Raw genomic sequence first — 20,170 nt, 5'->3', positions numbered from 1 at the left:
AATTAAGAAGGAATTATTGATAAAAATTTGCATAATAAGATAGTTATAAATACGCTATGAAAATGTCAGACTAATTTTAATATTGTGCAAATTTACAAATGTATTATATAATGTGGTATTATATAGTAGGTTAAGTGGTTAATGAAAGATGCTTTAGAATGGAATTAAAATTACATAGTAGTTTAATGAAAATTATTTTTGATGAATTTGGAGAATATGGTAAATGAAATTAAAAAAGATTTAATAAAATTATGAATCTTTTTTGACAAGAAATAACAATTTGTGCATAATAATAAATTTTAACAAAAAAGGTTAAAAAAAATTGACATAATTAGTGATTGATCACACACAAATGTAATTTATTGTGATATTATATATATGGATTGTAACTAAATTGTGCTATATTCAACAATGTAATTGTATACAATGAATATTAAAATATTTTAATATTTATTTCTATAGTAATAAATTTATAGTGAATACTAATTTCCTATAAATTGTATTTTTGTGCATGGTTATTTATTGAGTATGCATATTTAACATTAAAGATAGGAGGATTTATATGGAATTATTAACTTTTAAAAGAGGCGTTCATCCACCACACGGCAAACGTTTCACAGAAAACAAGCCGATTGAAGATTTACAGCCTAAAGATCTTTTAGTATTTCCTATGTCCCAACATATAGGAGCACCTGCTGAGTGCCTAGTTAAAAAAGGTGACAGAGTGTTAGTTGGGCAAAAAATAGGTCAAGCTAGTGGATTTATTTCTGCAAACATTCACAGTAGTGTTTCTGGTACTGTAAAGGATGTAAAACCAGTTTTAACTGCTAGTGGAACAAAATCACTTGCAGTAATAGTTGAAAATGATGGGCAATATGAAGAAGTAGAATTCGCTAAGCCAAAAGACTACAAGGGAATGGCAAAAGAAGAAATTGCAGAACTTGTTAAAGAGGCTGGAGTAGTTGGTATGGGAGGAGCTTGTTTCCCAACTAACGTAAAACTTATTCCACCACCAGACAAAAATATTGACTCAATAGTAGTTAATGCTGCTGAGTGTGAACCTTATTTAACATGTGACCACAGATTAATGTTAGAAGAAACTGAAAAGATCGTTGAAGGTCTTAAAATAATTCTTCATATGTATCCAAATGCAAAAGGATATATTGGAATAGAAGATAACAAGAAAAATGCTATAGAAACAATGCAAAAAGCAGTTAAGGATATTTCTAATATAGAAGTTAAAGGTCTTAAAACTAAATATCCTCAAGGAGCTGAAAAACAATTAATTTATGCTATAACTAAGAGAGAAGTTCCATCAGGAAAGCTTCCAGCAGATGCAGGTTGTATAGTACAAAACGTTACAACACTTCATGAAATCTACCAAGCAGTAGTACTTGGAAGACCTTCAATTACAAGAGTTGTTACTGTAACTGGTGAAGCTGTTAAGGAACCAAAGAATGTAAGAGTAAGAAATGGTATGGCATTTAGAGAATTAGTTGATGCTTGTGGTGGATTTAAAGAAGATCCAATTAAAGTAATCTCAGGTGGTCCAATGATGGGTATGGCTATATCTACTTTAGATATACCAGTTGTTAAAGGAGCATCAGGAATTCTTTGTTTAACTGCAAAACAAGCAGTATTACCACAAGAATCAAGCTGTATTAGATGTGGAAAATGTGTTCAAGCATGCCCAATGTTCTTAATACCATCAGCTCTTGATTCATTAGGAAGAAGAAAAGATTTAGAAGGATTTGAAGAAGGTCATGGATTAGATTGTATCGAATGTGGATCTTGTACATTTGTATGTCCAGCTAAGCGTCACTTAATTCAATCAATTCGTACTTCAAAAAGAACCGTTTTAGCAAATAAGAGAAAAAAATAGGTAAGGAGTGAATTTAAATGGCTGAAATGTATACAGTGTCCTCATCTCCTCATATTCGTGACAATAGTTCAGTAAGAGGAATTATGAGAGATGTTATTATTGCATTACTTCCAGCTACACTAGTAGGAATATATTTCTTTAAATTACAAGCAGCATTAGTTATATTAACAGCAGTTATATCTTGTGTTGCTTCAGAGGTAGTGTGGTGTAAATTATCTAAAACACAAAACACAGCAAGTGATTTAAGTGCAGTTGTAACAGGACTTTTACTTGCATTCAACGTTCCACCATCTTTACCATTATGGATGGTTGTTATAGGATCAGTATTTACAGTTATAGTTGTTAAATGCTTATTTGGTGGAATTGGACAAAATATAGTTAACCCTGCACTTGCAGGAAGAGCATTTTTACTTGCTTCATATCCAGTTGCTATGACAACATGGACAAATCCTGTAGATGGAACAGCAGGAGCAACACCACTTGCAATATTAAAGGGTGTAGAAGCCGGTGGACAACAATTACCAAGCTTAACTCAAGCTTTTATAGGACAAGTAGGAGGATGTGTAGGAGAAACTTCTGCTATTGCATTACTTATAGGATTTGCTTATCTTTTATATAGAAGAGTTATAACTTGGCATATACCAGTATTTTATCTTGGAACTATAGCAGTACTTGGAACAATCTTCGGAAGAGGAGATTTAGGCGCTATGGCTGGTATATATGAAATAATGGTTGGTGGTGTAATGCTTGGTGGTATCTTTATGGCTACTGACTATACTACATCTCCAATGACTAAAAAAGGTCAAATTATATTTGCTGTTATAGCAGGTGCATTAGCTATGATTATTCGTAAATGGGGTGGATATCCAGAAGGATGTTCTTACTCAATTCTTATAATGAACTTATTCGTACCTTTAATAGACAAATATGTAAGACCAAGAGTGTTTGGAACTGGGGAGGTGAAGTAAGATGGATAAGAGCACAAAGGAGATAATAAGCCTAGGAATAACGCTATTAATCATCACAGCTATTGCCGGATTTATATTAGGGGGAGCACATAAGATAACTGCTGAACCTATTGCTATACAACAAAAGAAAGAAAATGATGCAGCTATGAAAGAAGTTTTACCAAAGGCTGAAAGCTTTGAAAAGCAAGATGTTAAGATAGAAGAAGGAAATCTTGTTCTTGAAGTTAATGCAGGAAAAACAGGAAGTGATGTAGCAGGATATGCTATAAAGGTTGCACCTAAAGGTTATGGTGGATTAATAGAAATGATGGTTGGTATTTCTAATGAAGGTAAAGTAGAAGGTATAAAAATACTAGCTCATACTGAAACACCAGGTCTTGGAGCTAAAGCACCAGAAGCAGAGTTTGCTGATCAATATAAACAAAAATCTATTGAAAAGAAACTTGTAGTAGTAAAAGCTGATCCAGCAAATGATAATGAAATAAAAGCAATAACAGGTGCTACTATTACATCAGCTGCTGTAACTACAGGCGTTAATGCAGCAGTAGACTTCTACAATGATGAATTGAAGGGAGGACAAAAATAATGAGCGTTGCTATAGAGAGATTGAAGAATGGTATCTTCAATGAAAATGTAACATTTGTACAAGTTTTAGCGATGTGTCCTACTTTGGCCGTAACTTCAAGTGCTGTGAATGGTCTTGGTATGGGACTTTCATCAACAGTAGTTCTTATAGGAGCTAACATTGTTGTATCTTTACTTAGAAAGGTTATACCAGATAAAATTCGTATACCAGCATTTATAGTTATCATTGCATCATTTGTTACTTTGCTTCAATTCTTATTAGCTGGTTTTGTACCAACATTAAATAAATCATTAGGTATCTTTATACCACTTATTGTTGTTAACTGTATGATACTTGGACGTGCAGAATCATATGCTTCTAAGAATGGACCAATAGCTTCTATGTTTGATGGTCTTGGACAAGGGTTAGGATTCACATTATCATTAACAGTTATAGGGTTAGTAAGAGAGTTTTTAGGAACAGGTCAAGTGTTTGGTACACAAATTATGTCTAAACAATTTCCAGCATTAATATTCGTACTTGCACCAGGAGCATTTATAACTCTTGGAATTATGATGGCGATTATTAATCAAAGAAAATTAAATAAAGCTAAAAAATAAAACTAACAATACCTAAAAGGAAGGTTGGGTGAATAATGAATATATTTGTTTTAGTTATTTCTGCGTTGTTAGTAAATAACATGGTACTAGCTAGATTCCTTGGTATTTGTCCTTTCTTTGGAGTTTCAAAGAAAATAGAGACTGCTAAAGGAATGGGTGCAGCAGTTACTTTCGTTATGGGACTAGCATCAGTTATATCATATTTTGTTTATAACTTTATACTTGTAAAGTTACACATAGAGTACATGTACACAATAGCGTTTATACTAGTTATTGCATCATTAGTTCAATTTGTTGAGATAGTTATGAAGAAGACTATGCCTGATCTTTATAAAGCATTAGGAGTATTCTTACCATTAATCACAACTAACTGTGCTATTCTTGGTGCGGTTATCATAAACGTAAATGAAAAATACAGTTTATTAAATTCATTAATATTCGGTGTTGCTTCAGGAATCGGATTTATGCTTGCAATAGTATTACTTGCAGGTTTAAGAGAAAGAATGGAAGCAAACGATAAAATGCCAGAAGCACTTAGAGGAGTACCAATTGCGTTAATCACAGCTGGATTAATGGCTATAGCATTCCTTGGCTTCTCTGGCTTAGTATAAGGAGGGGAAAAGTATGAATGATATATTATTTCCTATACTTGCCTTAGGTGGACTAGGATTATTATTCGGATTAATCTTAGGATATTCATCTAAGAAATTTGCAGTAGAGGTTGATCCAAAAATACCACTTGTTAGAGATGCTCTTCCAGGAGCAAACTGTGGTGGATGTGGATTTGCTGGATGTGATGCTTATGCAGAAGCAGTTGTAAATGGAGAAGCTGCACCAAACGCTTGTCCAATTGGTGGAGCTGCTGCAGCTGCAAAAATAGGTGAAGTAATGGGATTAGAAGTAGGAGCTTCTGAACCAAAAGTTGCTTATGTAAAATGTCAAGGTACTTGTGACAAAGCTAAAGATAAATATGAATACTATGGTTTAAAAGATTGTCAAGAAGCTATGAATGTTCCAGGAGCTGGATCTAAATCATGTGAATTTGGATGCTTAGGATTAGGAAGCTGTGTTAAAGCTTGTGGATTTAATGCTTTAACTATAGAAGATGGCATAGCTAAAGTAAATAAAGATAACTGTGTTGGATGTGGAGCTTGTGTTCAAGCATGTCCAAAGAGCATTATAGAACTTGTACCACAAAAACAACTAGTATTTGTATCATGTAACTCACACAATAGAGGACTAGATGTTAAAAATGCTTGTTCTGTAGGATGTATTGGATGTACTCTTTGTGTTAAAGCATGTCCAAAAGATGCTATTAAAATGGAAAATAACTTACCAGTTATTGATTACGATAATTGTGTAAACTGTGGACTTTGCGCTCAAAAATGTCCAGCAAATGCTATACTTAATTTCCGTAAAAAACCACAACCAAAGGTTACAAAAGAATAAAATAAGTTTAAAAAGTGTACACATTACGTGTACACTTTTCTTTTGTTTAAGGGACGGTTCTCGAATTTATGGGGGACAGTCCTTGATTTTTAATTACAATAAAACAAGGGGACAGTCCCTAAGTTTAATTGTAATTTGAGAACCGTCCCCTTATTTTATATAATTATGAATGAACATGGCAACTTTAAAATTTATTGAATCTTCAAAAACTCTTAAATCATATCCAGATATTTTTAGTATTTTATTTAATCTATATATTAATGTATTTCTATGGATAAATAATTGTTTTGCTGTTACACTAATATTTAAATTATTTTGAAAAAATTTTATAGCTGTAGTAACTAGTTCACTATCAGATAATATTTCATCTATATTATTATAATTCATATCTTTATATAATTCTTCTAGGGATTTAATATCCATATTATTGATTAAGGTTGGAAGTCCAAAATCTTTGCAGTAGTAAATATTTCTGTCTTGAAAAAATAATTTACCAAGTTTAATAGATTTTACAGCTTTTTTATAGGATGTTGACAAATCCTTTATATTATCAACAACTGTTCCTACGCCTATTTTAGGTTCATAAAATAATTCAGAATAAATAGCATCGTATATTTGAATAAAATATTGATCGTTATCTTTTGAGCACTTTTCAACAAAGCAAAAAAGGTTATTGCTTATTTTAGTATACAATTCATTAGGATAGATATGACAAATAAGATTTTCTAGCTCTTTCATTACATTCTCTTTTACTTCAATCACTAATGCCCTCATTGTAGTTTGAGGTTTTATGTAGAATTTTTTATTTAAATGTTCTAAATCACCATCTTCAATTCCATTTATTAATAAGTTTCTTAAAAGTTCACTTTGTGATACATCATTAAAATCCGCATTTAAAAAAATACCTATAATCTCAACAAGCTTCTTAGTTTCTTCACTTTTTCCTTTGATTGAAAATACATTTTTTTTACCATCTACGAAATTAAAAAAGTAATAAGTGTAATCACCAATTTGACAGAGGTTTTTTCTTAAATCAACATTTTTAAAATTGTTATCATAATTACCTATTTTTTCATTATCTGTACTTTCAATTATATAACCTGATTCATCCATTAGAGTTATTTCTGTATCTATTATAGTTTTAAGTTTATTAAATATACGTTTAATTTTATTACTATTCATTAGAGATAGTCCACCTACCATTATATATTAATATATATTAAAAATCAGAAAAGCTCTAATTAAGCTTTTCCGATTTAATTTGTTTTATACTAGAATACAGCTTTTTCTGTATCTTTATCAAATATGTGTATTTTAGTGATATCAAAGCCAATATTAATATTTTTTCCGATTTCTGCTTTAGTACTAGGATCAACTCTTGCAATAACGTTTTGGTTTTGCATATCTAAATGTAAATATGTTTCTGAACCAAGCATTTCCGTTACTTGTACATTTGTTTCAATTACATTATCTTTATTATCAGATACCTCAGAATGTACAAACATATTTTCAGGTCTTATACCAAGTACAACTTCTTTATTTACATAACCTAAATCTTTTAAAGTTTTTGAGTTTTCAGCTGAAAGTGTTACTTTATTTCCTTTAAATTCAGCATAGACATTATTGTTTTCTTCTTTTAAAGTACATTCAATAAAATTCATTTGAGGAGATCCTATAAATGATGCAACAAACATGTTTGAAGGATGTTTGTATATAGTTTGAGGATCTGCCACTTGTTGAACAAAACCATCTTTCATTACAACAATTCTTGTTCCCATAGTCATAGCTTCAGTTTGGTCATGAGTTACATAAATGAATGTAGTTTGAAGGCTTTGATGAAGTTTACTAATTTCAGCTCTCATTTGAACTCTTAATTTTGCATCTAAGTTTGAAAGAGGCTCATCCATAAGGAAAACTTTAGGATTTCTTACTATAGCACGTCCTAAGGCAACCCTTTGTCTTTGACCACCTGAAAGCTGTTTAGGTTTTCTTTTTAATAAATTTTCTATACCAAGTATTCTAGCAGCATCAGTAACCTTTTGGTTAATTTCATCTTTAGGCATCTTTCTAAGTTTTAATCCAAAAGCCATGTTATCAAAAACAGTCATGTGAGGGTATAAAGCATAGTTTTGGAATACCATAGCTATATCTCTATCTTTTGGAGCTACATCGTTTACAATATTCTCACCTATGTATAATTCTCCAGATGATATTTCTTCAAGTCCTGCTATCATTCTAAGAGTAGTTGATTTTCCGCATCCAGATGGTCCAACGAAAACTATAAATTCTTTATCTTCAATATCTAAATTAAAATCGTGAACTGCATGAAATCCATTTGGATATACTTTTTCTATATTTTTTAAATTTAATCCTGCCATTATAATCCTCTCCTTACGATTTAATTCTTTAATATTATTATACAGGACTAGTATACATATATATATTGACAAATTGTACAAAGATATAAGGGGTTATTTATACTAATTAAACAAAATACATTTGGTTTACAATAAAGTCAATATTTTAATTTATATCACACCATAGAAAAATAATGTTATAATTACTTAAGTAAAAGGAAAACGTTTTTATGAATTAGCTTTTATCACATAAAATTACGTTTAAAATCAACAAATACATATCATAGCAATAGTGAAAGTAATTATATAAGGGGCGAATAAATAATATGTTGTCAATTCTACACGTTGATTCTAATTTTTTTTATAAAGAAATTATAAAAGATTTTTCGAGAGAAAAAGGGGTTAAATATCTAACAGCTAATAATTCAAAAGAAGCATTTCAAGTATTAGCAAATAATAAAATAGACTTAATTGTAACGGCAGTAGAATTAAAAAATGAAAATGGAGAGCAATTTTTAAGGGCTTTAAATGAAAGTGAATATAAGGATATTCCCGTTATTGTGCTGTCAGCTAGGGATGATATAGAAACTAAAAATAAACTTTTTAGACTAGGTGCTATAGATTTTATATCTAAAAATATATTAATAGATAGAATAAAATATTATATAAATTTAGAAGATTTCAGAAACAAACAATTAAAGGACATTAGAATTGCAGTTTTAGATGATAATGAATTAGAGCTTATGATAATACGAAAAATATTTGAGATGAATAATATTACCAATGTTGATTATTATACTGAGCCAGAGGAACTTTTAAATAAGAAAGAAGAGTATTCTCTATACATAATAGATTTTATTTTGCCTACTATGTCTGGAAAACAAGTTATTTCAGAACTTCGTAAAAAATATAAATATGCCTTTATTATCTCAATTTCTGCTATGGATAATGAAAAAATTATTTCAAACATATTATCAGTTGGAGCAGATGATTATATTTTAAAACCCTTTAGTGAAAATATTTTTATGGCAAGATTAAAAGCCAATGTTAGAACATTTTTATTATTACAAGAATTAAAAGGAAAAAATTTACAATTAAAGACAATGGTTAATATAGATGGGTTAACAAGTTTATACAATCATAAATATATGTATGAAAGATTAGAAGAAGAAATAAAAAGTGCTAAAATATACAATAATAAGCTTTCATTAATTATGTTTGATATTGATAAGTTTAAATTGATTAATGATACTTATGGACATCAGACTGGAGATGAGGTTTTAATAAAAATAGGTAATGAATTAAAACAGCAATTGAGAAAATCCTATGTTATAGGAAGATATGGTGGAGAAGAATTTATATTAATACTACCAGAAACAGATTTAAAAGGTGCTGTAATTTTAGCTGAAAGATTAAGAAAAGGTATTTCAGAAATAAAATTTAAAGAAGAAAATATTACGGTAACTATAAGTGTAGGAGCTGCAGAACTAAAATCAGAAACTGCTATAGAATTAATAGGAAAATCGGACAAGCTTTTATATACAGCTAAAAGAAATGGAAGAGATAGAATAGAATATTAACAAACATATTTTGAGATAAATATTATGATAAGCAAAGTAAAAGACCTTAAAATTCTATTATTATTAAGGTCTTTTTATAAAATTAAATTTAATATATGAAGTAAGAATTCTTCATGATTGTGAAATATTATGATTTGGAAATTTTTTAGGTTTAACTTCGAAATACGTAATTAACATTGAAATTAATATTAATGCAGCGGAAAACTGAAAAGCAAATTTAATTGATGTATTTCCTAAAAAGCTTCCTATAAAACTAACTAATATTGGACATAAAAATTGACCCAAGTACATACTGCTGTTGACTAATGCCATTGCAAAAGTATTATCTTTAAGTGGTACACTTTTGCTTGTTTCAATAAATATTAATGGAAGAAGAATTCCTAAACCTAGACCAATTAAAATTAAAGCAATTTCTATTTGAACTAAAGATTTTGAAAAGATTAATATTATATATCCACAAAACATCATAAATAATGAATAAACAGGTGTATTTCTTTTAAATATGGTTGTGATTTTAGTTAAAAGTAACCCTGCAATAAAAGAAGTTAAGTTTAAAGAAGCTATTACAAATCCAGAGGTGTTAGGACTCCCAAGTTCTTCTACTTTAATAAATAATGATATATTGGTTGGAATTGAGTAAAATACAATATTAATCACAATCATTGATAACATCATTTTATATACTTTTTTATTTAAAGGTGAATGTAAATCTTGTACATGTGTAACTTCCTTAGGTTCAGGTAGTACAAATACAATAAAAATTAATGTTATAATTGCTATTGAGTAGACACTAAATGAAAGACGCCAATTAATCGATGCAAATATACCAGATAATATAATAGCTATTACTGCTCCTAGATTGTTGAGAGCTGTTGAATACCCCATCATTTTTTTTCTTTCCTCACCCTCAAAAAAGTCAACTATTAGCCCAGTGGAAAGCGGCAATATTAAACCAACTCCAATACCTAATAATGCTCTAAACATTAAAAGAATATATATATTTGTAGCGAAACCACCTCCAATACCTCCTATTAAGTATATAAATAATCCTGTAATTAGCAGTGAACGTTTTTTTATCTTCATTGACAATTTCCCAGATATAATGCTTGATGGCATTATTAAAATAGAAGGTAGAGTTAAAATCATTTTTATTAATAATATATTAACATTCTCAAAATTCTCACTAATACTTCCAAGAGCAGGCGATATGGCAGCTCCAGACATAATTAGCAAAAGAGAAATTGATAAAATTGCTGCTTTCTTTTTCATAAATTTATTCCTTCCTAAAAAAAATTATAAGTGTTAAAACTATAGATTATTCAAAAAGATCAAGCCAAATAGGAGATTTAAACACCCCTTCTTTTGCTTCCTCTTCAAGAGCAAGAAATAACTTCCATGGAACGGCATAAGTTAAAATATCGTCAGGTAAAATTCCTCTAACATGTTTTCTGGCTGCAAGATCAAGCATTCCTAAAACAGCTCTAGGATTACTAGATTCTGATTCATGGAAAACATATGCACCAATCATCTGACATGCAGCTCCTTGAGGCGTTATGGTATCATTGATTCCTTCTCTAATAGAACCTGCCAAAGTTATAAGAGCTGTTAGTTGAATAGGATTTACAGCAAATATGATGGAGTGAGGTGTTTCATCCGCTGTAACATCTTTTAATGGTTTTAGAATTACATATTTTTCAGTAAAGTTATACACAGGAAGGTCTTTTGTCATCCATTTGTATGCTTTTTCTCTTGAAGTTTGATATCTTTCACCTTTAAGAAGCTTTCTTCGAAGATGTGCATTAGTATTTTCAGCAATTTCTTTATATTTTTCTTTATCTTTTGCAGAGTCAAGACCTTTTGAGAAAAAGGCAGAAAAAGTATCGTATCCTCCCATTTCTTCACCATAAGCTGACCCAAATCCAAGACCTGCTTTAGCACCAGAACAACCATATGTTTCTCTATCAAATACTGCTGTTTTACCTTTTGCAGCTACCTGTGCGAAGAATGGCATTATACAAGTATATTTTCCAGGAAGAGGTTGTATAGCACCTTCTGGCTTTTCATTGCTTCGTAAAATTGCTACTGTCTCAAAATTTGGTTTTAAGGCTTCAACTATTATGCTTTTCATAAAAATCCCTCCATAAATAAGTTTCATTATGAAACTATTCTAATATAAATAGTTTGATTTTGCAACTAATTTTTTAATGTGTATGGGATTTTTATGAAAAATAATATATAATATAGAAAGTAATTATTTTAGAATATTGGAGGAATTAAATCTGATGGATATTAAATATATAACAAGAGAGGATTCAGTTGGAAAGTATATAGATATTATTTCAAGGTATTTATTTTATTATATTTATAAAGAAGTTGAACCATATGATTTACAGAAACATCAATATAAAGTTTTAGTAGAATTGTATCATTGTGAAGGAATATGCCAGGAAGACCTTGTAGATTCACTAAAACTTAGAAAAGCAGATGTTGCAAAAGCTATAAGAAAATTAATAGATTTGGGATATGTTTATAAAAAAAGAGATTCAATAGATAAGAGAATTCATCGACTTTATATTACAGAAAAAGGAAATGAAATAAAAGATAAAATAATATCAATACTAGAAAAAAGCAGTAAAGTATTAACTCAAAATATTTCAAAAGAGGAATTAGAAATTGTAAAAAAATCAATGAAACAAATGGCTGAAAACATACATACAGCCGCTAATAATTTAAAAGAGAATTAGAAACTATAAAGAGCAAATCTAATGTATTAAGCTAGATTTGCTCTTTATGTTTTAAAGTAAGAGAATCCTATTGATTTGTACTCATATTTTAATCAATGATTATCATAGGAATTATAGAGTGAAAAAGAGGACATAGACGATTGGCGTAGAAATAAAAGAAGAAGTAGTTTTGAATCATATATCATACAGAGTAGAAAAATTTCAGTAAGAATAGAGAAAGGAATTTGTATTATGAAATTATTAAGAAAGTATAATAATTTGATAATTATTACTGTTTTCATTGTAATACTTTATATGTCCTATAATAGTTACAAAAGAACAAAAGAGATAATTAAGTATAAATATGAAGCACAAAGTCATTTAGTAGAAAACAGTGTTATTAATGCTTTAGAGAATGCTAATGCGGCTTATAGTATATCTGAAAATATACTAAATGAAGAGATGGAAAACTATTCTAAGATATTGTTAGAGGAATATAAAAATAATCCTCAAATTGGAACTTGGAATTTAGATGAAATTAAAAATCAAATGGATGATTATGATATTTATATAATTGATAGTAATTTTAAAGTAATAAAGACTACTTTTGAGAAGGACTTGGATATGGATTTTTCAAAATATCCATCATTTTCAAAATTATTAAAAAGTCGTTTAGAGGATAATCATTTTACTGCTGATAAAATGGACATTTCAAGTAATACTGGCGAAATAAAAAAATATAGTTATATGCCTACACCTGATCATAAATACCTGATAGAATTAGGGATTGATATACTTGATAGATATTCTGTGCTAAAAGAACTAAATGTATTTTCATTAGCTAGAAATCTAGTAGATAAATATCAATATGTAGAAGATATTTGTTTTTACAGATTTAATGAACAAGCAAATAATGTTGGTATTATAAAAGATAAAAAGAATCCTATAGATATCAATATTCCGAAACACAATAAAACTCTAGTGAAAGAGGCAGTTTTATCTAATACCATTAAATCAAGAGTTGTTAAGAATTCAAAATTCACTACAACTACCAAATATATTCCAATTTTAACAGAAAAGAAAGATGGTAAAAATGATTGGTGGAATTCTTTTGTTATTGGAATTACTTATAGCAATAAAGAGATGCTGAGCGAAATAAATAAAGAGACTAGTTCATTTTTAATTAATATTTTTACTATTGCTACAGTTTTTATAATATTTATAGCTTCAATTATATATCTTTTGAAGAAAACAGAATATATGGCTTATCATGATCATTTGACAGGTTTAGCAAATCGTAAAGCTTTTGAAGAATATTTTAATGAAATTGTAAGTAGAAGAAAAAGTAAAAGTAAAATTGCAATATTATATCTAGATTTGGATAATTTTAAGTATATAAATGATAATTATGGACATGAAATGGGAGATAAGTTATTAATGGAAGTTGGAATAAGGCTGGAAAATATAGTGAGGAGTAACGATAAAGTATCACGAGTGGGTGGAGATGAATTCATGATTTTGCTAACTGATATCAAATCGGAAAATGATGTTTCGTCAGTTATAGAAAAGTTGGAAAATAGCATTAAAGAACCCATTGATTTAGATGGTAAAACTGTTACAATTAATTGCAGTATTGGTTTGAGTATTTCTTCTGAGAAAGGCTCCTCCCTTGAAGGACTTATAAATAAAGCAGATATTTCAATGTATCGTGTAAAGAACGAAAAGTGCTAACTTATTTATATATTATTATTGTAGATTTAATAGAGAGGGGTCAACTGCTTTGTTATTTGTATAAAAAAGAGCAAGTCCACAAGTCCAATTGAAATAGTGGATTTGCTCTTAAATACTTGATTTAATTAAAATTCAACTAATATTCTAGCAGGAAATGCGTCTAGTCCTTCTATTTTCATAGGTAAACAATATACTCTGAAATCTTTTTTAGGTATTTTATCAAGATTAGTTAAGTTTTCAATTGCATAGATACCACTTTTCCCAAGGAAAACATCTATAAGTCCATGATTTCTACTATAACCAAGGCCCAAAGTATCTATTCCAATCATATTAACATTCTTATCTACTAAATACTTTATAACCTCCATAGAAATTTCAGGATGTATATTATACTTTTCTTCATCATCTAAGTATTTATCCCAATTTGTTTGAAAAAATACAAAATGTCCTTCTTTAATATGTGAAACATCTAAATCATTCAGTTCAACTGGTCTATCAGTTATATGAGAAACATCAAATTTTATCCCTGGTGATATTAATCTTTCATTTTCCAATACTACATCTGAACTCATAACATCTATGTGAGTTCCCATATTATGAACGGCACAAGAAAACAAGGTTGTAGTATATTCCTTTTTAGTTCCTTCAAAACACTTTATTTTTTCTACTTTTAAAGGGGGTGAACCTGGTCTATAAACTCTATCTAATTTAGTAACTTGTGTAATATCAATTATCATCAAAACACCTCCAATTATATATGTTGTATTATACAAAAATCCACTTGTACAATCAACTAATTACATAATAAGAAAATAGCAAATTTAATGTTTAAATTTATCTTAATAATAATTGCCTTCTTCTAATCACTTGATGATTTGGTGTACATCTTTTTTATATATTATTGTAACTAAAGAAACTCAATCATAAGCTAAAACAAGTAAAAAAGTCAATTAAAAGTAAGTAAACCTAAGTATTTGTATGTTTTGAATGAAAGAAGAGAATTGTCATATATAATTACTCACACAGTCAATCTATTCTTTGTATAGAGATTGATAAATAAAAAAATAAAATTTATGGATTAACTGTTAATATTTATAAATATATTACGATAATAGAATTGGCATATTGTGTAAAAAAGGCATATTAATTCTGTGAATAGTCCAACTCTCACAGTGTTAAACTATTACAAAAACAATAAGAAGGAAGTTGATAGAATGTCTACAGTTATGGCTCAAAAAACTAATAGATTGATAAATGAAAAATCCCCTTATTTACTGCAGCATGCACACAATCCTGTTGATTGGTATCCTTGGTGTGAGGAAGCTTTTGAAAAGGCCAAGGAAGAAAATAAACCAATATTTTTAAGTATAGGATATTCAACATGTCATTGGTGCCATGTGATGGAAAAAGAATCCTTTGAAGATGAAGAAGTGGCTAAAATTCTTAATGAAAATTTTATTTCTATAAAAGTAGACAGAGAAGAGAGACCTGATGTTGATAGTGTTTATATGAATGCATGTCAAATAATGAATGGTACAGGAGGATGGCCTTTAACAATAATTATGACGCCAGATAAAAAGCCATTTTTTGCTGGAACTTATTATCCAAAGGAAAGTAGAAATGGTATGCATGGTATCACCGAAATATTAAATTATGTAATTAAAGTATGGAGAAATAACGAAGATGAAATTTTAAATAATAGTGAAGAAATATTCAAGTATATAAAGCAGATGAATACAAGCAGTCCAGAGCCAATAGAGAGTAAGAGTATTGAAAGAGCCTTTGAGGAACTAAGAAATAATTATGAAATTAATTATGGAGGCTTTAGCAGACGACCTAAATTCCCATCTCCTCAAAATTTGTATTTTTTATTGAGGTATTATAAACAAACAGGTTCTGAAAGAGCTTTAAACATGGTAACTAAGACTTTAGATTCAATGTATAAGGGTGGGATTTTTGATCATGTAGGTTATGGATTTTCAAGATATTCTACAGATGAAAAGTGGCTAGTACCCCATTTTGAAAAAATGTTATATGATAATGCACTTTTGGCCATTGCTTATACAGAAGCTTATGTAGTTACAGGTAAAAAATTATATAAAGAAGTTACAGAAAAGATATTCTCATATGTACTGAGGGATATGCAGGACGAATATGGGGCTTTTTATTGTGCTGAAGATGCTGATTCAGAAGGAGTAGAAGGCAAGTTCTATTTATGGACATATGATGAAATAAGAGAAGTTTTAGGAGACGATGATAGTGAATTATTCTGCAAATATTATGGAATAAGTAAAAAAGGAAATTTTGAAGGTAAGAACATACCTAATTTAATAGACTGCAACTTAGAAAAATTATATGAAGATAATAGAATAACGGATAGGTTGGAGGATATAACTAAAAAACTTTTTGAAGCAAGAGAAAGAAGAGAGCATCCTCACAAGGATGATAAAATATTAACCTCATGGAATGGTCTTATGATAGCGGCTCTTTCTTATTGCGGAAGAGTATTAGAAAATGATATGTATATAGAAAATGCTAAAAAGACAGTAAGCTTTATATACAAAAAATTAATTAATGATGAAGGAAGACTATTGGCTAGATATAGAAAAGGAGAAGCTATGTATCTTGGATATATAGATGATTATGCTTTCTTGCTTTGGGGACTAGTTGAGTTATATGAAGCTACATTTGAAGGCGATTATTTGAACAAAGCCATAGATTTAACTAAAGATATGGAGAAATATTTCTGGGATGATAAGAAGGGAGCTTTCTTCTTATATGGAAGTGATGCAGAAGAACTGATATGGAGACCTAAAGAGATTTATGACGGTGCAATTCCTTCTGGGAATTCAGTAGCAGCACTAAATATGCTTAGATTAGCTAGAATGACTAAAAATATGGATGTGGAAAAAATGGTAAGTAGAATGTTTACTTCACTTGGTGGAAAAGTTCAAAATATGCCAAGTGCTTATGCATATTTTATGATGGTTGTAATGTATGGCTGTGCTGGAGGAAAGGAAATTGTTATAGCTGGAGATATGAAAGATTCAGAAACTAAGAAAATAATAGGAGAACTAAATAAAGAATATCTTCCATTTTCTACAGTGCTTCTTAATAATAATCAAGAGAATTTAAAGGAAATTATGCCTAACTTAGAAAACAATAAGAAAGTAGATAATAAAACCACAGTATATATCTGTGAGAATTTTGTTTGTAGAGAACCTTTAACTGATATTGACAGAACTTTAGATATTATTAAAGGAAAAGAAATGTATATTCCTTCATATTACCCTGATTTAAGTTAATAAAACAAGAGTAAAACAAGAGTAAAACAAGAGTAAAACAAGAGGACTGTCCCTGACAATTTTAATAAATTTCAAGGACTGTCCCTGATTATTTATGTATGTAAATAAGTTTTTGGTAGAAAATAAAATTAAAGAATAAACCATGTTAAAGGAGAAAGTGAATATGGAGATATACTTTGATGAGATGAACCATAAAAGAAGAAAGCATAAGAGGAGAGAAATAAAGAAAATTTTACCTAAGAGCACAGAAAGAGTACAAAAACATACAAGTTCAAAAGTTAATAAACAAATTTATAAAGATACACTACTAAGCATAGGAAAACACTTAGACAAAAGCAATGAAGAACTTTCTGCTAGAATAGATGAATTGGAAAATGAATGGGATGTGGATCGAGTTTTAGAAACTAAGGCTTCAGGTTTAATACTTACAAGTCTGATTCTGGGAGCTACAGTAAATAAGAAATGGTATGTTTTATCTGGAATGTCAGCAGCATTTTTACTTCAACATGCTCTTCAAGGATGGTCTCCTTCACTTCCAATGATAAGAAGAATGGGTTTTAGAACTCCAGCAGAAATACATGAGGAGATGGCATCACTTAAATATCTAAGAGGAGATTTTAATCATCTTAAAAGAGACTAGAAAATAAATAATAAGGCAGTTCATAGTTTTTAGTAAGTATGGACTGTCTAAATTTATATAAAATTATAATATAAGTTGAGTGTTGACAAATATAAAACACTAATAATATAATAAGGAGTAAATAATCTATACATATTCAATGAAGAGGAGAGTATCCTTTTAAAAGCTTTAAGCGAGCAGGGAATGGTGGAAGCCTGTAAGAGTTTATTAGGAGAAGAGAACCTTAGAGAAGCTGCTAAAGTTATAAGTAATAAGAGCGTTATTATTTATAATTAGGTAAGCCGTTAACTGCGTTAAAGTTTTGAGAGGACTAAATTTTTAGTCAACAAGAGTGGTACCGCGGATATTTCCGTCTCTGTTTTTCAGAGACGGTTTTTTTATTTTGGAAAAATGAGGAGGAATTGTTACATGGATTATAAAAATAGTGTTGCAGCGAAAATTAAAGAGCATGTAGAGCTAGAATTAGAGGCTATAGAAAAACTTATCGAAATTCCACCTAAGCCTGAGATGGGGGATTATGCTTTCCCATGCTTCCAGTTTGCTAAGACTTTTAGAAAGGCACCAAATATGATTGCTGCTGAATTAGCAGAAAAAATCAATAAAGAAGGTTTTGAAAAAATCGAAGCATTAGGACCTTATGTAAACTTCTTTATGGATAAAGGAACTTTTGTAAAAGCAACAATAGATAAGGTTTTATCTGAAGGAGATAAGTATGGAGCATCAGAAATAGGAAAAGGCAAGAATGTTACTATTGATTATTCATCACCTAATATTGCTAAGCCTTTCCACGTAGGACACCTATTTAGTACTGCTATAGGTAATTCATTATACAAAATGTTAAGTTTTGAAGGATACAATTGTGTAGGTATAAACCATCTTGGAGATTGGGGAACGCAATTTGGTAAACTTATAGCGGCTTATAAAAGATGGGCAGATGAAGATGCACTTCAAAAAGAGCCTATAAAAGAGCTTTTAAGAATATATGTTAAATTTCATGATGAAGCGGAAAAAGATCCTGCTTTAGAAGATGAAGGAAGAATGTATTTTAAAAAGCTTGAAGATGGAAGTAAAGAAGAAGTAGAACTTTGGGAAAAATTCAAGAATTTAAGTTTAAAAGAATTTGATAAAGTTTATGAAACTCTTGGAGTTAAATTTGATTCTTATGCTGGAGAAAGCTTCTACAACGATAAAATGGATGCTGTAGTAAAAGATATAGAAGATAAAGGACTACTTGTAGAAAGTAATGGAGCTAAAGTTGTAATGATGGAAGAAGAAAATATGCCTCCATGCATAATTAAAAAAGCTGATGGAGCAACTATTTATGCAACTCGTGATTTAGCAGCAGCTTTCTATAGAAAAAATAATTATGATTTTTATAAGAGTATATATGTAGTTGGCTCTGATCAATCACTTCATTTTAAACAAGTATTTAAAGTAATAGAAAAAATGGGATATGATTGGGCTGAAAAGTGTAAACACGTTGGATTCGGTCTTATAAGATTTGCAGATAGAAAGCTTTCAACAAGAAGAGGTCAAGTAATTTTCCTTGAAGATTTATTAAATGAAGCTGTAGGAAAAACTCGTGAAGTAATAGAAGAAAAGAATCCAGAACTTGAAAATAAAGAAGATGTTGCAAAAAAAGTAGGTATAGGAGCTGTAATATTTACTTACTTAAAGAATAGAAGAGAAAAAGACATAGTATTTAAGTGGGATGAAATGTTAAACTTTGAGGGAGAAACAGGCCCATATGTTCAATATACTTACGCAAGAGGTAAGAGCATATTAAGACGTGCTGGAGAAGTTTCAGGAGAAGCTGATTTCAGCAAATTAACTTCTAAAGAAGAGTTTGAACTTGTAAAAGTTCTTGGCGGATTTAATGAAGAAATTTTAGATGCTATAGATAAACTAGAGCCTTCAATAGTTACAAGATATACTATTGAAGTTGCAAAAGCTTTCAATAAATTCTATAATGCTCACAATATAATGGCTACAGAAGAATTAGAAGTTAAAAATGCAAGACTTAAAATGGTAGAAGCAACTTGCCAAGTTATTAAGAATGCATTATCCCTACTAGGAATAGAAGTAGTAGAAAAAATGTAAACCAAAAACCAACTGCCCTCCGTAAAGGAGGGCGACTTACGTTCATGAAGTTTAAACTATCACTCGTTTAGCATAGGTAGGTATTTAAGGGTTAAGGGACGACGACTTACATTCATGAAGCTAAAATTACCACTCATTTAGCATAGGGGAATAGCGAAGCTACGGCACTCGCTATAAAAAAACACTTCAAAGATTTTTAAAATCTTTGAAGTGTTTTTTAGCTTTATACCATGTTTTCCATACCTTAGTT

The 20,170-nt window shown here is 29.7% G+C and carries 17 protein-coding genes and 1 other annotated feature; of the genes, 12 read left to right on the top strand and 5 right to left on the bottom strand.

Going from position 1 to position 20,170, the window contains the following annotated elements; genetic code table 11:
- The first annotated feature begins 562 nt into the window (after positions 1 to 562).
- Genes rsxC through rnfB form a run of 6 tightly spaced genes read left to right on the top strand, consistent with a single transcriptional unit; the run spans position 563 to position 5,484 of the window.
- On the top strand, positions 563 to 1,882 hold the full coding sequence (gene rsxC, locus OXH55_RS09910; RefSeq protein ID WP_268049779.1) for an electron transport complex subunit RsxC: 1,320 nt from the start codon (positions 563 to 565) through the stop codon (positions 1,880 to 1,882).
- Between the two features lie 17 nt (positions 1,883 to 1,899).
- Positions 1,900 to 2,850, top strand: coding sequence for an RnfABCDGE type electron transport complex subunit D (locus tag OXH55_RS09905; protein ID WP_268049778.1), 951 nt, complete (start codon positions 1,900 to 1,902; stop codon positions 2,848 to 2,850).
- 1 nt (position 2,851) lies between these two features.
- Positions 2,852 to 3,436, top strand: coding sequence for an RnfABCDGE type electron transport complex subunit G (locus tag OXH55_RS09900; protein ID WP_268049777.1), 585 nt, complete (start codon positions 2,852 to 2,854; stop codon positions 3,434 to 3,436).
- On the top strand, positions 3,436 to 4,035 hold the full coding sequence (gene rsxE / locus OXH55_RS09895) for an electron transport complex subunit RsxE (RefSeq protein ID WP_268049776.1): 600 nt from the start codon (positions 3,436 to 3,438) through the stop codon (positions 4,033 to 4,035). The genes OXH55_RS09900 and rsxE overlap by 1 nt, the downstream gene beginning before the upstream one ends.
- Positions 4,036 to 4,070: 35 nt before the next feature.
- A complete protein-coding gene (gene rsxA / locus OXH55_RS09890) occupies positions 4,071 to 4,646 on the top strand; it encodes an electron transport complex subunit RsxA (RefSeq protein ID WP_268049775.1) in 576 nt (191 codons plus the stop codon).
- Positions 4,647 to 4,659: 13 nt separating this feature from the next.
- A complete protein-coding gene (rnfB, locus tag OXH55_RS09885; protein WP_268049774.1) occupies positions 4,660 to 5,484 on the top strand; it encodes an RnfABCDGE type electron transport complex subunit B in 825 nt (274 codons plus the stop codon).
- Positions 5,485 to 5,634: 150 nt separating this feature from the next.
- Here rnfB and OXH55_RS09880 read toward each other — a convergent pair whose 3' ends face one another.
- A complete protein-coding gene (locus tag OXH55_RS09880; RefSeq protein ID WP_268049773.1) occupies positions 5,635 to 6,666 on the bottom strand; it encodes a helix-turn-helix domain-containing protein in 1,032 nt (343 codons plus the stop codon).
- Positions 6,667 to 6,755: 89 nt separating this feature from the next.
- Positions 6,756 to 7,862: an ABC transporter ATP-binding protein gene (locus OXH55_RS09875; RefSeq protein ID WP_268049772.1), complete on the bottom strand. Its 1,107-nt coding sequence runs from the start codon at positions 7,860 to 7,862 to the stop codon at positions 6,756 to 6,758.
- A gap of 305 nt (positions 7,863 to 8,167) precedes the next feature.
- On the opposite strand from OXH55_RS09875, the gene OXH55_RS09870 reads away from it, so the two are divergent.
- Positions 8,168 to 9,421 carry a diguanylate cyclase gene (locus OXH55_RS09870; RefSeq protein WP_268049771.1) on the top strand — a complete coding sequence of 418 codons (1,254 nt, stop codon included), beginning with the start codon at positions 8,168 to 8,170 and terminating at the stop codon, positions 9,419 to 9,421.
- A 111-nt stretch (positions 9,422 to 9,532) separates the two neighbouring features.
- Here OXH55_RS09870 and OXH55_RS09865 read toward each other — a convergent pair whose 3' ends face one another.
- The gene (locus OXH55_RS09865; RefSeq protein WP_268049770.1) at positions 9,533 to 10,690 is read right to left on the bottom strand and encodes an MFS transporter; all 1,158 of its coding nucleotides are present in this window, start codon (positions 10,688 to 10,690) and stop codon (positions 9,533 to 9,535) included.
- Between the two features lie 46 nt (positions 10,691 to 10,736).
- Positions 10,737 to 11,549 (bottom strand): DUF169 domain-containing protein, encoded by an 813-nt coding sequence (locus OXH55_RS09860; RefSeq protein ID WP_268049769.1) that lies wholly within the window; start codon positions 11,547 to 11,549, stop codon positions 10,737 to 10,739.
- Between the two features lie 154 nt (positions 11,550 to 11,703).
- Here OXH55_RS09860 and OXH55_RS09855 point away from each other — a divergent pair, with 154 nt between their 5' ends.
- Both OXH55_RS09855 and OXH55_RS09850 read left to right on the top strand, forming a co-directional pair.
- Positions 11,704 to 12,165, top strand: coding sequence for a MarR family winged helix-turn-helix transcriptional regulator (locus OXH55_RS09855; protein ID WP_268049768.1), 462 nt, complete (start codon positions 11,704 to 11,706; stop codon positions 12,163 to 12,165).
- Between the two features lie 231 nt (positions 12,166 to 12,396).
- Positions 12,397 to 13,875, top strand: a complete 1,479-nt coding sequence (locus OXH55_RS09850) for a GGDEF domain-containing protein (protein WP_268049767.1) — start codon at positions 12,397 to 12,399, stop codon at positions 13,873 to 13,875.
- 125 nt (positions 13,876 to 14,000) lie between these two features.
- Here OXH55_RS09850 and OXH55_RS09845 read toward each other — a convergent pair whose 3' ends face one another.
- Positions 14,001 to 14,612 (bottom strand): cyclase family protein, encoded by a 612-nt coding sequence (locus OXH55_RS09845; protein WP_268049766.1) that lies wholly within the window; start codon positions 14,610 to 14,612, stop codon positions 14,001 to 14,003.
- A 477-nt stretch (positions 14,613 to 15,089) separates the two neighbouring features.
- On the opposite strand from OXH55_RS09845, the gene OXH55_RS09840 reads away from it, so the two are divergent.
- The 3 genes from OXH55_RS09840 to argS all read left to right on the top strand — a co-directional run bounded on the left by OXH55_RS09840 (position 15,090) and on the right by argS (position 19,920).
- Positions 15,090 to 17,180, top strand: a complete 2,091-nt coding sequence (locus OXH55_RS09840; RefSeq protein WP_268049765.1) for a thioredoxin domain-containing protein — start codon at positions 15,090 to 15,092, stop codon at positions 17,178 to 17,180.
- Positions 17,181 to 17,343: 163 nt separating this feature from the next.
- The gene (locus OXH55_RS09835) at positions 17,344 to 17,820 is read left to right on the top strand and encodes a DUF2892 domain-containing protein (RefSeq protein WP_268049764.1); all 477 of its coding nucleotides are present in this window, start codon (positions 17,344 to 17,346) and stop codon (positions 17,818 to 17,820) included.
- 130 nt (positions 17,821 to 17,950) lie between these two features.
- Positions 17,951 to 18,180, top strand: a binding site (T-box leader).
- A 48-nt stretch (positions 18,181 to 18,228) separates the two neighbouring features.
- Positions 18,229 to 19,920 carry an arginine--tRNA ligase gene (gene argS / locus OXH55_RS09830; RefSeq protein WP_268049763.1) on the top strand — a complete coding sequence of 564 codons (1,692 nt, stop codon included), beginning with the start codon at positions 18,229 to 18,231 and terminating at the stop codon, positions 19,918 to 19,920.
- Positions 19,921 to 20,170: the final 250 nt, after the last annotated feature.

The organism is Clostridium ganghwense (assembly GCF_026735165.1).
Taxonomy (GTDB): Bacteria; Bacillota; Clostridia; order Clostridiales; family Clostridiaceae; genus Clostridium_H; species Clostridium_H ganghwense.
Note: the sequence above shows the minus strand (reverse complement) of the source record. Positions and strands in the feature narration are given on the sequence as shown.

Coding starts and splice junctions, on each gene's coding strand:
- rsxC (WP_268049779.1), top strand. CDS start 563: ATGGAATTATTAACTTTTAAAAGAGGCGTTCATCCACCACACGGCAAA.
- OXH55_RS09905 (WP_268049778.1), top strand. CDS start 1,900: ATGGCTGAAATGTATACAGTGTCCTCATCTCCTCATATTCGTGACAAT.
- OXH55_RS09900 (WP_268049777.1), top strand. CDS start 2,852: ATGGATAAGAGCACAAAGGAGATAATAAGCCTAGGAATAACGCTATTA.
- rsxE (WP_268049776.1), top strand. CDS start 3,436: ATGAGCGTTGCTATAGAGAGATTGAAGAATGGTATCTTCAATGAAAAT.
- rsxA (WP_268049775.1), top strand. CDS start 4,071: ATGAATATATTTGTTTTAGTTATTTCTGCGTTGTTAGTAAATAACATG.
- rnfB (WP_268049774.1), top strand. CDS start 4,660: ATGAATGATATATTATTTCCTATACTTGCCTTAGGTGGACTAGGATTA.
- OXH55_RS09880 (WP_268049773.1), bottom strand. CDS start 6,666: ATGAATAGTAATAAAATTAAACGTATATTTAATAAACTTAAAACTATA.
- OXH55_RS09875 (WP_268049772.1), bottom strand. CDS start 7,862: ATGGCAGGATTAAATTTAAAAAATATAGAAAAAGTATATCCAAATGGA.
- OXH55_RS09870 (WP_268049771.1), top strand. CDS start 8,168: ATGTTGTCAATTCTACACGTTGATTCTAATTTTTTTTATAAAGAAATT.
- OXH55_RS09865 (WP_268049770.1), bottom strand. CDS start 10,690: ATGAAAAAGAAAGCAGCAATTTTATCAATTTCTCTTTTGCTAATTATG.
- OXH55_RS09860 (WP_268049769.1), bottom strand. CDS start 11,549: ATGAAAAGCATAATAGTTGAAGCCTTAAAACCAAATTTTGAGACAGTA.
- OXH55_RS09855 (WP_268049768.1), top strand. CDS start 11,704: ATGGATATTAAATATATAACAAGAGAGGATTCAGTTGGAAAGTATATA.
- OXH55_RS09850 (WP_268049767.1), top strand. CDS start 12,397: ATGAAATTATTAAGAAAGTATAATAATTTGATAATTATTACTGTTTTC.
- OXH55_RS09845 (WP_268049766.1), bottom strand. CDS start 14,612: ATGATAATTGATATTACACAAGTTACTAAATTAGATAGAGTTTATAGA.
- OXH55_RS09840 (WP_268049765.1), top strand. CDS start 15,090: ATGTCTACAGTTATGGCTCAAAAAACTAATAGATTGATAAATGAAAAA.
- OXH55_RS09835 (WP_268049764.1), top strand. CDS start 17,344: ATGGAGATATACTTTGATGAGATGAACCATAAAAGAAGAAAGCATAAG.
- argS (WP_268049763.1), top strand. CDS start 18,229: ATGGATTATAAAAATAGTGTTGCAGCGAAAATTAAAGAGCATGTAGAG.